This is a genomic window from Mesorhizobium qingshengii, from assembly GCF_900103325.1.
Lineage (GTDB): Bacteria > Pseudomonadota > Alphaproteobacteria > Rhizobiales > Rhizobiaceae > Mesorhizobium > Mesorhizobium qingshengii.
The window spans coordinates 129464-142359 of record NZ_FMXM01000011.1 but is presented as its reverse complement, the minus strand read 5'-3'; the positions used below and the strand labels follow the sequence as shown (position 1 = coordinate 142359).

Sequence of the window (12896 nt, the reverse complement as noted above, 5' to 3'; positions counted from 1 at the left end):
AAGGCCGGCGGCCTCAATCCACCTTCTTCTCGCCTCTCTCGCCGGCCTTGACGATATCGCCGGTGGTGAACAGGATTTCCTTCAGTTCCGCCCGCCAGTCCTTTTTCTGGCGCAGCAGGAATTCGAGATCCATGCCGAAATGCTTGAACTCCTCGCCCTGCGCGTTCTTCATGATGGCGCGCGCCTGCGGGTCCTTCTCCACCGACATGCGCTGTTCGTACCAGCCGATCGCTTCCGCCTCCTCTATCAGCGAGGTGATCATGCGGGCAAAGGTCCGTACCTTCTGCGACAGTTCTTCAGGCGGTTCGTGATACTGGTCGAAACCCATGTCGTCCTCCGTGGTTCACTCCCATGAATGCCTGGGAAGGACGCCGGTTCCTCCTCATCGCTGCAATTCCGCCACCGCCTCACGACACCGGTGCTGCTCCGCCCTCCGCGGTGCGCCGCGTGATGAACTCATCGAGCACGCCGGCGGTAGCGACAGCCGAAGCCGGCGGCACGAAATCGGCAAGTGTGCGTCTCCAGACACCGGTGGCGCGCTCGCTCGCCGTCTTCGATCCGCTTTGCGTCCAGTTGCCGAAGTTCGACCAGTCGGCCACCAGCGGCTCATAGAAAGCCGTGCGGTAGCGCGCCATCGTGTGGCCGGCCGAGAAGAAATGGCCGCCCGGCTGCACTTCGGCGATCGCCTCGAAGCCGATCGTATCGGTGTCGCCGGGCGTCGCGATGCACAGTTCAGCCACCGTCTGCAGCGCCTCGATGTCGGTGATCATCTTCTCGAAGGAGACGCTCAAGCCCCCCTCCAGCCAGCCGGCGGCGTGGATGCACATCGTCGCCCCGGCCAGCACCGAGCCCCACAGCGCGAACTGCGTTTCATGTGCTGCCTGCACGTCCGAGATGTTGGCAGCGCTGCCGCCGCCGGACCGCCAAGGCAGTCCGGTGAAGCGCGCCAGCTGGCCGGCGCCCAGCGTCGCCTTGACATGCTCCGGCGTGCCGAAGGCCGGCGCCCCGGATTTCATGTCGACATTGGAGGAGAAGGAGCCGTAGACGACCGGCGCGCCGGGCCGCACGATCTGCGCCAGCGTCAGCCCGGCCAGCGCTTCGGCATGCTGCAGCGTCAGCGCGCCGGCGACCGTGATCGGCGCCATGGCGCCCGCCAGGCAGAACGGGGTGATGACGGAGACCTGCCCGGCCCTGGCGAAATCGATGATGCCTTGCGCCATCGGAATGTCGAGCTGGCGCGGCGAGTTGGTGTTGATGACGGTGTAGCAATGGGCATTTGCCAGGAACTCGTCCTCCGACAGGCCACGCGCCAGCCGCAGCATCTCGAAGCCGTCCTCGACCTGCGGCGTGCCGCGCGCGAAGACGAACGGAAACTTGTCGGACAGCGTCAGCTGCGCGCGGTTGACCGCATAGTGGCGAAAGCGGTTGTCGACATCCTGCGGCTCGATGCAGGGCCCCAGCATATGCAGCACGTCGAAATGCTGCACCAGCCGGATCAGGTCCTCGAAATCGGCCAGCGTTCCCGGCCGCCTGCCGCGCTCGAGATCGGTGACGTTCGGCGCCCCGCATCCGGCCAGAAAGGTCATCGAGCCGAGTTCGAGGCTGAGGTCGCGGGGGCGAGAACCGGCATGAGCGAGGATCGACTTCGGCGCCGAGGCCAGTGCCGCCGTCACCATGTCGCGGCCGATGCGCACCATGTCGGTGTCCGGGTCGACCAGGGCGCCGGCGTCGGCGAAAACCTCACGCGCCCGCGGCAGCAGCACCTTGATGCCGAGCTCTTCCAGCACGCGCAATGCCGTGTCGTGGATCGCGGCAACCTGATCATCCGAAAAGATCGGCTGCGGCAGGAACGGGTTCTTCAGTGAGCGGTAATTGGGCCGGCGGCTGGTTTCCGATCCAGCCTCGCCGGTCCGTCCACGCCGGCGTTCGCGCCTGCTATCTCGTGCCGCGTCATCGACCATCGGAAATCCTCCTCATTGCCGCATCACCTTACCCGAGGGATCGTAGGGCGAGGCCGCGATGACGCGCGCCGGCCGCTCTATGCCAACGATATGCGCCGAAAGCGCGGTGCCCTCGCCCGCGAAATCGCGGTCGACGAGCGCCAGCGCCAGGCTTTTGCCGACCGCATAGCCGTAACCGCCGGAGGTGACGAAGCCGACACGCCGGCCCTGATGCCAGACCGGCTCGAAGCCGCTGGCATCGGCATCGATGGCATCAACTTCCAAGGTCACCACGCATTGGCGAGCAGCGCCGCCATCGCGCTCCTTCAATGCCGCCGCGCGGCCGATGAAGTCGCCCTTGTCGAAAGCGATGAAGCGGTCGAGACCGGTCTGGCCGGGCGTGTAGCCCTGCGTGAATTCGCGCGACCAGATGCCGAAGCTTTTCTCCAACCGCAGCGCGTTGAGCGCGTAGTAGCCGATCTCGGCCAAACCGAGATCCTCGCCGGCGGCCAGCAGTGTCTCGCGCAGGCTGGCATGCATGGTCACCGGGCAACTGATCTCGAAGCCGAGCTCGCCGGCGATCGACAGCCGCGCCACGCGAGCCTGCACTATGCCGATGTCGAATGCGCCGCAGGCCATGAGGGGCAGTGCCACGCCGGACACATCCTGATGCGTCGAGCGCTCCAGGATCTTGCGCGCATTCGGTCCAGTCAGCAGGAAACCGCTCATCGTGTCGGAAAGGTCGGTGACGGTGACGCCCGCCGCCGCGTGGCTCTCGAACCAGCGCATGTGGAATTCTCTGAGATAGTAGGAGCCCATCAGCCAATAGTCGCCGCCACCCCAGTTGAAGACGGTGAGGTCGCCCTTGAGCCGCCCGTCATGGCCGAGCATCGGCGCCAGCCTCGCCTGCCCCGGCTTCGGCAGCCTGCAGGCAAGCAGCCGGTCGAGCCATGCCTCGGCGCCGGGCCCGGACACGGCATAGCGCGAATAGGCCGAGATATCGACGAGGCCGGCAGCGCGCCGCGCCTGCAGCGCCTCGTCGCCGACAATGTCGAAGGCGTTGGAGCGCCGCAACGTCGTGTTCTCGGCAAACCCCATCGGCGCGAAATAGGCCGGAATTTCCAGCCCCCACGACGCCGTCCATTCGCAGCCTGCCGCGCTCATGCAGTCATAGGCGCCGGGGCGTTTCAGTGGCCGGCCGGCCGGCAGCCGCTCGTTGGGAAAGGTCATGACGAAACGGCGCGAATAGAATTGCCGCGTCGTCTGCTTGAGATAACAGCGGTTGGCGGCGAAGGCGCCGTAGCGGGCAATATCCATGCCGAAGATGTCAGCCTGCGGCTCGCCGAAAATCATCCATTCGGCCAGCGACTTGCCGACGCCCCCACCCTGGCTGAAGCCGGCCATGATGCCGCAGGCGACCCAGTAGTTCCTGAGGCCACGCACTGGCCCGACGATCGGATTGCCGTCCGGGGTGAAGGTGAAGGCGCCGTTGACCCATTTGCGGATGCCGGCCGTCGCCAGGCAAGGGAAGCGCTCATGCGCCTTGGCGAGTTCCGGGCTGATGCGGTCGATGTCTTCCGGAATCAGCTCGATGCCGTAATCCCACGGCGCGCCATCCATGTTCCAGTGTTTTGGATTCTGCTCATAGACGCCGAGCAGCACACCCTTGCGCTCTTGCCGCAGGTAGGAAAAGCCGTCGAGGTCGACGGCGATGCCGATCTCCCGGTCCAGCGCCGCGATCTCCGGGATGTCCTCGGTGACGAAATAATGGTGCTCCATCGGCGTCACCGGCAGGTCGACCCCGGCCATGCGGCCGAGCTGCTTTGCCCATAGCCCGCCCGCATTGACGACATGCTCGGCGACGATGGTGCCCTGTTCAGTGACGACGTCCCAGCTTCCGTCGGCGCGCGCCTTCAGCTCGACGACCCGGTTGCGCAGGATGATGTCGGCGCCGCGCTTCTTCGCGGCGCCCGCATAGGCATGCGTCGTTCCGTAGGGATCGAGATGACCTTCGTTGGAATCATGCAGGCCGCCGAGCACCCCCGTGACATCGACGATCGGGCAGATTTCCTTGATCTCTTCCGGTGTTACGAGGCGGGCTGTCTCGATGCCGACCGACTGGAATACCGCCCATGCCGATTTCAGCCATTCCCAGCGCGCGGGATCACTGGCGATGTTGACGCCGCCGGTCATGTGCAGGCCGATGTCCTGGCCGGATTCGGCCTCGATCTCGCGATAGAGGTTGATGGTGTAATCCTGCAGCGCCGCGACGTTGGGGTCGGCGTTGAGCGCGTGGAAACCAGCCGCGGCGTGCCATGTCGAACCGGCTGTCAGTTCGGCACGCTCGATCAGCGCCACATCGCTCCAGCCGAACCGCGTCAGATGATAGAGCACCGAGGCGCCGACCACGCCACCTCCGATGACGACTGCACGGTAGCGCGACTCCAAGGCATCTCCCTCCCTGTCAGAAGCAGCACCATATATGCACTGGACATAAGTGTCCAGTGCAGCACGAACACATCATGCCTGGTCGAACCGATGCGTGACGGGGTGACCAATTCTGTCGCGCCAGCGCACGGTTTTATCAGCGCGGGAGCAAGTCGGCGGGCATGCGTGGCGCGCTGTCACGCAAGCATCACGTTCGCGCCGTAGACCGCTTTTGGAGAGGCGCGCGCGGCATCGTCGATGTGCCACCTCTTTCAGCTTTCATCCTTCGGCCGCTCCGGCTCGCTTGTCACAAGAGGATCATCCATGAAACACCTGTACCGAACCGCCTCGCTTGGCGTCGCGCTGGCATTGTTCGCCGCCTTGACGCCGGCGCTCGCCGACAGCACCGCGACCGTCGGCGGCCTCGTCAACAAGGGCCTGGTCGGCGTCGGCCGCATCCCGGCCGGTCAGCGCGACAAGTTCGGCGAGACGTTCGGCTCGGGCTCCGGCATGGCGATCGACACATCAGGCTGGACGCATGATGCGTCTGGCTACAAGGGTTCGCTTTGGCTGCTGCCGGATCGCGGCTACAATGTCGCCGGCACCACCGACTACCGGCCGCGTCTCAACACCATCGGCATCGAGTTCTCCCCCGTCGCGCCGGGTGCCGCTCCTACTGCCGGCCAGGAGCAGACAGGCGTCAAGGCGACGCTGGCCGACAGCCTGCTTCTCACCGACGACAAGGGCGCGGACACCACCGGGCTCGATCCGTTGTCGGATGTGCGTGCGGCAAGCGGCGACCTGCCGATGCTGCCCGTCGCCACCAATGGCAAGCTCGCGCTCGACAACGAGGCGATCGTGCGGCTGCCCGACGGCTCGATGTTCATCTCCGACGAGTATGGTCCGAACATCTACCGGTTTTCCGCCGAAGGCCGCCTGATGTCGGCGACCCAGCCGCCGGCTGCACTGGTGCCGATGCGCAAGGGTGCACCGAACTTCTCCTCGGACAACCCCGGCCCCGGCGCTGCCGACCCCGATCCCAAGGATCCCGACACCGGCCGCCAGAACAACCAGGGCCTCGAAGGCATGGCGATGACGCCGGACGGCAAGTTCCTGATCGCCGTGCTGCAATCGGCGGCGAGGCAGGATGGCGGCGATTCCGGGGCAACCCGCCAGAACACCAGGGCGCTGGTCTATGACGCGTCGGACCTTTCCCACCTGAAGCTGACACACGAATATGTCGTGCCGCTGCCAGTGTTCAAGGATGCCAAGGGCAAGACCAAGGTGGCCGCGCAAAGTGAGATCGTGGCGCTGTCGGACACGGCGTTTCTGATGATCACGCGCGACAGCAACAACGGCCAGGGGCTGAAAGGCGACACCTCGCTCTACCGCGAGATCAACATCGTCGATCTCTCCGCGGCAACCGACATCGCTGGCGGTCCTTTCGACGCCGCCGACAAGCCGGTCGCGCCCAAAGGCGTTGTCGACCCGTCAGTGACGCCGGCCAGGCTGACGCCGTTCATCGACATCAACGACAAGGGCGAGCTCGGCCGCTTCGGCCTGCACAATGGCGCGCCCAACGACAGGAACAACCTCTCGGAGAAGTGGGAGGCGATGTCGGTGGTCAGCGTGCTCGACCCGAAGCTGCCCGACGACTATTTCCTGTTCGTCGCCAATGACAACGACTTCCTCACCCAGGACGGTTTCCAGGCCGGCGCATCCTACAAGGCCGATGACGGCGCCAATGTCGACACCATGTTCCTGGTCTATCAGGTCACGCTTCCCGGCCTCGCCAGGAAGTAGCGATCACTGCAGGGCGGGCGCGCTTGGCGCATCCGCCTGAGCAGAGGGTGAAGGCTTACTTCAGGAACTCCGCGTCTTTCGGCACGCCAGCATCGATCGGCTCGGCCGTCCTGCTCGACACGGCCATGATCTTGCCGGCAGCCGAAAGGTTGGGACGCACGAAGACCGGCGCGGGTCCATCGACGCGGCTGTAGAGGTCGATGATGTCCTGGTTCATGAAGCGCACACAGCCCGACGAAGCGTTCTTGCCAATGGAATCCCACTCCGGCGTGCCGTGCAGCCGGTACATCGTGTCCTTGCCGTCGCGGAAGAGATACAACGCGCGGGCGCCCAGCGGGCTCTGCGGGCCGGGCGGCATGCCGTCCTTGTATTTCGCCAGTTCCGGCCGGCGCTGGATCATTTCCGGCGGCGGCGTCCAGACCGGCCACTTCTTCCTCGCCTGAACCACCGCGCTGCCGGTCCATCCGAAACCCGCCTTGCCGAGGCTGACGCCATAGCGGATAGCCTTGCCGCCGTCGCGCACCAGATAGAGGAAGTGCTCGGAGACATCGACGACGATCGTGCCGGGTCTTTCCCCGGTCGGATCGGACACGATCTGGCGAACGAACTTCGGATCGAGCTTGGCCACCGGGATTGCCGGCAGTTGATAGCCCTCGTCGACGCGCGCCGCATACATGCTTGCGGCATCGCCGAAAGCCGGCTCGGGTGGCGGCGCGGCCACTGGCGGCGGCGTCGCCATGTCCGTCGTGGTGCACGCCGAAAGAGCCACGGAGGCCGCGCCCAAAGCTGACGCACCGAGAAACGCGCGCCGGCTCAGGCGCTCAGAAAAAAGCGGAATATCGGACATGATCCCCCCGGTCTATCCATCAGATTTTAGAGCATGATCCCCGAAAAGTGGAAACCGGTTTTCGGAAAAGATCATGCTCAAACAAAGATATGCGGCCCCACGCGGCGACGATCAATATCCCATTCCGGAGGCTTTGAGAACATGATTGGATCAAGGCACGCCAGAACATCTCGGGCCAATCTTTTCCGATGCCGCATCGACCTGTCTCGTTGAATCGGCGATCATCGCGAACCGGACTCACGTAAACTTCGCCGAGTTGCAGCCATGGACGAAGAAATGCCCTCGCGCCGGCGCACCGGTGACCTGACCAGCGGTCCGATCCCGCGCACACTTCTGCTGTTCGCCCTGCCGGTGCTCGGCTCCAATGTGCTGCAGTCGCTCAACGGTTCGATCAACGCCGTCTGGGTCGGCCGCTTCCTCGGTGAAGCGGCGCTGACCGCGACCTCCAATGCCAACCTCGTGCTGTTCCTGATCCTCGGCACGGTGTTCGGCATCGGCATGGCGGCGACTATCCTGGTGGCACAGTCGGTCGGCGCCCGCAACCTGCCCGAAGCCCGCCGCATCGTCGGCACCAGCGCCACCTTCTTCTTCCTTGTCTCGGTCGTCTTTGCCGTCTGCGGCTGGATCTGGGTTGACGGCATTCTCAACACGCTCGGCACGCCGGCCGACGCCTTGCCGCTCGCCCGCTCCTACCTGCGCATCATCTTCGTCGCCGTGCCGATGATGAACCTTCTGTCCTTCGTCATGACCGTGCTGCGCGGCGCCGGCGATTCACGGACACCCTTCATCTTCATGGCGCTCGCCGTCGTCCTCGACATCGTGCTCAACCCGCTGCTCATCCGCGGCATCGGCCCGTTCCCCGAACTCGGTATCGCCGGATCGGCCACCGCGACGCTGATCGGCCAGACCGTAAGCGTGATCGCCATCCTCGTCGTGCTCTATGCGCGCAAGCATCCGCTGCGGCTGGCCGGCGCCAATCTCGCCTTGCTGCGGCCCGACCCCGCATTGCTGCGCATCGTCGTCTTCAAGGGCGTGCCGATGGGCCTGCAGATGATCGTCATCTCGGTGGCAGCACTAACCGTGATGGGCATCGTCAATTCCTACGGTTCGCAGGTCGCCGCCGCCTACGGCATCGCCGCCCAGCTATGGACCTACATCCAGATGCCGGCGCTCGCCATCGGTGCGGCGGTCTCCTCCATGGCGGCGCAGAATGTCGGCGCCAAGCGCTGGGACCGGATCGGCCGCATCGCCGCCTCTGGCGTCGGCTTCAACCTTGTACTGACCGGCGCTCTCGTCGCGCTGCTTTGGGTCTTCGACCGCCCGATCCTCAGCCTGTTCCTGAGCAGCGACAGCACGGCAATCGACATCGCCGCTCACATCAACAAGGTCGCCTCCTGGTCGTTCATCCTGTTCGGCATCACCATCGTGCTGTTCGCCACCGTACGCGCAACGGGTGCGGTGATGCCGCCGCTGATCATCCTGGTGATCTCTGTGCTGGTCGTGCGCACCGGCTTTGCCTATTTCATGCGCGGCGTGATCGGCGAGGAAGCGTTGTGGTGGAGTTTTCCGGCCGGTTCGATCACGTCGCTGATGCTGGCCGCCGCCTACTACCGCTTCGGCCACTGGCGCACCATGCACATGATCGAGGACAGGCCGGCCGCCGGCGAGCCGCCGGACACCGGGCTTGGCATGCCACGCCAGCGCGCGCATATCACGCCCGAGACACCGAACGGCTAAATGATCTGGCGCCAGCTGGCGTTCGTCGACTGCCGGCCAGACAATACTCAGTTGCCTTTCATGGTTGGCCATCTTCCGGTCGCCCAGCCACATGGCGGGTAGCCGCACGTCCCGCCATCGCGTAGATTTTGCCTGACATTCGGGGGAGTTCCATGGGCAAAGGCAGGGTCGAGGCATTCACCGACGGCGTGGTGGCCATCATCATCACCATCATGGTGCTTGAACTGAAGGTGCCGCATGGCGAAGACCTCTCGGCCCTGGTGCCACTGTGGCCTGTCTTCCTCAGCTACGTATTGTCCTTCATCAATGTCGGCATCTACTGGAACAATCTGCACAACATGTTCCACACCGTGCAGCGCGTCGACGGCCGCGTGCTGTGGGCGAACCTCAATTTGCTGTTCTGGCTGTCGCTGATGCCGGCAACGACGGCCTTCATGGGCGAGAATCATTTCGCGCCGGTGCCGGTCGCCGTCTATGGCGCCGATCTTGCGCTATGCGCTATTGGCTTCAACATCCTGACCAGCGCTCTGCACCGGCTTCACGGCGGCGACAGCGCCTTTGCCAGGGCACTGGGCAGCGACCGCAAGGGCAAGATCTCGCTCGCCTTCTACCTCGCGGCGATCCCGCTCACCTTTGTCAGCCAATGGATTGGCGTCGCGATCTACGTGATGGTCGCGACCGTATGGCTCGTGCCGGATACGCGTTTCGCTCGGGTGGTCGAAAAGTAGCTCTTTTGTTTGACGCAATTCCCAAGGGAAAGCGTTACGCGCTTTTCCCGGGAAAACCGCTCCACACTTTTCCTGGAATTGCTCTACGTGCGCATCGCTTTCAGCTTTTCCGCCACCGAAGCGGCAAGATCGGCATAGCGCTCCTCCAGCCGTTCCGCCGCCTTGATGATCGAGAAATCATGGCCGAACTTTTCCAGCGCCATGCGCAGCTTCTCGACGAATTCGGCCTGTTTCTCCAGGGCGGAAAACAGCGTCTTCACCTGTGCCTCGCTGATATCGGGGTTGGCCAGCATCTGTGGCACCTCGCGGCCCATCTGGTCGCCGGTGGCGGTCTGTTGCTTCAGAATTTCGACCCAGTCCGTCAATCAGGAAATCTCCGTTTGCCAAGGCAGCATGCGCAGCCTCGGCCGGACTGGTCAACCCGGACAAGGATGGAGACGGGCTTGCGCAAGCTCGTTCCAGCGCTAAGTTCGGCCTTGCTGAAAGAAGGAACCGATAGCCCATGATCACCGATGCCGAGATCCAGACCGCCCTGCCCGCGCTTGGCCCGGGCAACACCGCCGTCATCACCGGCGCGGCCAGCGGTATTGGACTTGCTGCCGCCAAACGGCTTGCATTGATGGGCATGAAGATCGTCCTCGCCGACGTTGGCGGCGCGCGCCTTGACGATGCCGCGCGCGCGGTGGCGGCCATTGCCGGCGATGATGCGGTGCTCGCTGTCGCCGCCGACGTCTCGAAGGCGGAAGAAGTGGACCGTCTCGCCGACAGGGCGTTCGGCAGCTTCGGCGACGTGTCGCTGCTGATGAACAATGCCGGCGTCGGCAACAACCCGGGAAAGCCCTGGGAAAACCGAGACGCCTGGAAGCGGCTGCTGGACATCAACTTCTGGGGCGTCGTGCATGGCGTCGAGGCCTTCGCGCCGCGCATGCTGGCAACGGCCAAGCCCGGCCTGATCATCAACACCGGCTCCAAGCAAGGCATCACCACGCCGCCCGGCAACCTTGCCTACAATGTTTCCAAGGCCGGGGTGAAGACCTTCACCGAAGGCCTGGCGCATGCCTTGCGCAACGAACCCGGCGCCCATGTCGCCGCTCATCTGCTCATCCCCGGCTTCACCTATACCGGCCTGACCGAAGGCGCGACGGAAAAGCCGGCCGGCGCCTGGACCGGCGAACAGGTTATTGATTTCATGCTGGAATCCCTGACCCGGGGCGACTTCTACATCCTGTGCCCGGACAATGAGGCGGCACGGCCGCTGGATGAAAAGCGCATGGCATGGGCGATCGGCGACATCATCGAGAACAGGCCCGCCCTGTCGCGCTGGCATCCGGACTACAAGGAGCCTTTCGCTGCCTTCATGAAACAATGAACATGACCGCATGCACCGACCTTCGGAGTGGAGAGGTCATGCTCAAACAGGAAGCCGATGCTCATTTCGAATTAAGTCCCTGACGCTTCAGGCCGCCTGCTTTTTTGGCCCGCGTTTCCGCGCCACGGCCTTTTTTGCCGCCATCGTTGCGATCTTCTCGTCATGCCGCTTCGCCGCCCGCTCGCATTTATCCCGGATTTCCTCGACCTCCGATTCGGTCAGGTGCTCGATGCCGATGAAATGATTGCGACCCTCGCCGACCCGGATCAGTTCATCCAGCTTGGCCTGGATCGCCGCGCCATCGCGGTTCTGGGTGTTCTGGATGAGAAACACCATCAGGAAGGTGATGATGGTCGTGCCCGTGTTGATGACCAGCTGCCAGGTGTCCGAAAAGCCGAACAGCGGCCCACTCAGCGCCCAGACGATGACAATCAGGCAGCAGACGGCAAATGTCGGCGGCAGGCCGGCAACACGGGCGACGATGTTGGCTATCCTGGTGAAGAGCTTTTCCATTATCGAGATCCCTCAATGGCTGTCGCGCGATGAGAAACAACCGGCGACCGTTCAGGTTCCCACCGGCAACACTACAACCGGCACAATTGAATACACGCGTTGCGCGCACAGGGCGGAAAACACACCTTATGGGTTCAGTGCCACTGTAGCCGCGCAGGCAGAGAGCCTGTTCCTTCCCGCTTTACAGCGGTTTGCCTCCAGCCCCTTCCGCCGCGCCACCCCAGCATGGCGGAAGGGGTTTCAGTCCGGAGAGCGCGGCGCATGAGCCCGTTGATGCCCGGGACGCCCAGGCGCTCGCGTGCGGCTTAGACCGCGCTGTCTTCCCAGCGATCGAGGAAGGCCTCGATCGGCATGGCCTGTATGTCAGGAACCGCCCTCGCGAGCTTTTCGACCGGCCAGTCCCACCAGGCGAGGCGCTCGATCCGCGCCGCGATGTCGGCGGCGAAACGTGGCCTGAGCGGTCTGGCAGGCACACCGGTGACGATCGTGTAGGGCGGTACGTCATGCGTCACCACCGCATTGGCACCGATGACGGCGCCATTGCCGATGTGCAGGCCCGGCATGATCACCGCGCCGTGACCGATCCAGACGTCATGACCGATGGCTACGGCTTGCGCTTGCCGTCGCTCGCGGAACGAGGCATCGACGCCCAGCCAGCGAAAATACTCGTTCGGCCGGTAGCTGACCTTGTGCTGGGTCAGTCGCTCGATGGGATGGTCCAGCGCGTTGACGCGGCTGTTGGCGGCGATCGAGCAGAATTTGCCGATCGTCGCGTAGATCGCTTCCGAATGGCGCTCGAAATAGGAGAAATCGCCGACCGTCACTTCGCGCAGCACCACCCGCTCGCCGATCGAGACATAGCGGCCGAGCTTGCACCCTTTCAATTCCGCGGTCGGATGGACGCGCGGCTCGGGGTCCTTCGGGACGAGATGTTCTGAACGATCCATGCCGGCGGCTTTACCCCCGAGCGATTGGCCCCGCAAGCGGGGCCAATCGTCCGTCAGACGGGAAAGAGTTAGATCCACCTACTTCGGCTTGCCGTTGGTCCACACGACGTTCTGGCCGTAGAGCGGCACGGTTGTGACCGACATTTTCGCCGAGCCGTTCTGTACCTGGCGCGAATGCGACAGATAGATCAGCGTCTCGTTGGCCTTGTCGTAGATGCGGTTCACCACCTGCTTCTTCCAGATCAGGCTGATGCCTTGCTTGAACACTTCCTCGCCGGCCTCGCTCATGTCGATGTCGCCGATGGTGATCGGTCCGGTCTGGCGGCAGGAAATCGAGGAATCGGAAGGATCCTCGAACCAGTTGCCCTTATGCAGGCGGTCGATGATGCCGCGATCGAAATAGGAGACGTGGCAGGTCACGCCCTCCACCTTCGGATCCTTGATCGCCTCAACGATGATGTCGTTGCCGAGCCAGTCGACACCGACCTTGCCGACTTCCTCGGCGACGGCCGCACCGGCGCCAAGGACAACACATGCGGCCAGCGCGCCGCCGATCAGTTTTCGCAAGGGAGTCTCCCGCGGTTC

The 12896-nt window shown here is 64.1% G+C and carries 12 protein-coding genes; 4 read left to right on the top strand and 8 right to left on the bottom strand.

Annotation, left to right across the window (positions count from 1 at the left end; genetic code table 11):
- Positions 1-13: 13 nt before the first annotated feature.
- The 3 genes from BLS48_RS18775 to BLS48_RS18765 all read right to left on the bottom strand — a co-directional run bounded on the left by BLS48_RS18775 (position 14) and on the right by BLS48_RS18765 (position 4388).
- Positions 14-328 (bottom strand): ferritin family protein, encoded by a 315-nt coding sequence (locus BLS48_RS18775; RefSeq protein WP_091580394.1) that lies wholly within the window; start codon positions 326-328, stop codon positions 14-16.
- 79 nt (positions 329-407) lie between these two features.
- On the bottom strand, positions 408-1961 hold the full coding sequence (locus BLS48_RS18770; protein WP_091580391.1) for a trimethylamine methyltransferase family protein: 1554 nt from the start codon (positions 1959-1961) through the stop codon (positions 408-410).
- A 12-nt stretch (positions 1962-1973) separates the two neighbouring features.
- Complete coding sequence (locus BLS48_RS18765) at positions 1974-4388, bottom strand: GcvT family protein (RefSeq protein ID WP_091580389.1); 2415 nt, start codon at positions 4386-4388, stop codon at positions 1974-1976.
- A gap of 303 nt (positions 4389-4691) precedes the next feature.
- Between BLS48_RS18765 and BLS48_RS18760 the strand changes: the two genes are divergently transcribed.
- Complete coding sequence (locus tag BLS48_RS18760; protein ID WP_091580386.1) at positions 4692-6170, top strand: esterase-like activity of phytase family protein; 1479 nt, start codon at positions 4692-4694, stop codon at positions 6168-6170.
- 55 nt (positions 6171-6225) lie between these two features.
- On the opposite strand, the gene BLS48_RS18755 is transcribed toward BLS48_RS18760, so the two are convergent.
- Entirely contained in the window at positions 6226-7017 is a 792-nt protein-coding gene (locus BLS48_RS18755) for a L,D-transpeptidase (protein WP_091580382.1), read from the bottom strand.
- A gap of 264 nt (positions 7018-7281) precedes the next feature.
- Between BLS48_RS18755 and BLS48_RS18750 the strand changes: the two genes are divergently transcribed.
- Positions 7282-8754: an MATE family efflux transporter gene (locus BLS48_RS18750; RefSeq protein WP_091580379.1), complete on the top strand. Its 1473-nt coding sequence runs from the start codon at positions 7282-7284 to the stop codon at positions 8752-8754.
- Between the two features lie 152 nt (positions 8755-8906).
- A complete protein-coding gene (locus BLS48_RS18745; RefSeq protein WP_091580376.1) occupies positions 8907-9482 on the top strand; it encodes a TMEM175 family protein in 576 nt (191 codons plus the stop codon).
- Positions 9483-9565: 83 nt separating this feature from the next.
- On the opposite strand, the gene BLS48_RS18740 is transcribed toward BLS48_RS18745, so the two are convergent.
- Positions 9566-9847, bottom strand: coding sequence for a hypothetical protein (locus BLS48_RS18740; RefSeq protein WP_091580374.1), 282 nt, complete (start codon positions 9845-9847; stop codon positions 9566-9568).
- Between the two features lie 137 nt (positions 9848-9984).
- On the opposite strand from BLS48_RS18740, the gene BLS48_RS18735 reads away from it, so the two are divergent.
- On the top strand, positions 9985-10851 hold the full coding sequence (locus tag BLS48_RS18735; RefSeq protein ID WP_091580371.1) for an SDR family NAD(P)-dependent oxidoreductase: 867 nt from the start codon (positions 9985-9987) through the stop codon (positions 10849-10851).
- Positions 10852-10938: 87 nt separating this feature from the next.
- Here BLS48_RS18735 and BLS48_RS18730 read toward each other — a convergent pair whose 3' ends face one another.
- The 3 genes from BLS48_RS18730 to BLS48_RS18720 form a co-directional block, all read right to left on the bottom strand.
- Positions 10939-11364 carry a low affinity iron permease family protein gene (locus BLS48_RS18730; RefSeq protein WP_091580369.1) on the bottom strand — a complete coding sequence of 142 codons (426 nt, stop codon included), beginning with the start codon at positions 11362-11364 and terminating at the stop codon, positions 10939-10941.
- Between the two features lie 305 nt (positions 11365-11669).
- Complete coding sequence (locus tag BLS48_RS18725) at positions 11670-12311, bottom strand: DapH/DapD/GlmU-related protein (RefSeq protein WP_091580366.1); 642 nt, start codon at positions 12309-12311, stop codon at positions 11670-11672.
- Positions 12312-12389: 78 nt separating this feature from the next.
- Positions 12390-12878 carry a CreA family protein gene (locus BLS48_RS18720; protein ID WP_091580363.1) on the bottom strand — a complete coding sequence of 163 codons (489 nt, stop codon included), beginning with the start codon at positions 12876-12878 and terminating at the stop codon, positions 12390-12392.
- Between the last annotated feature and the right edge of the window lie 18 nt (positions 12879-12896).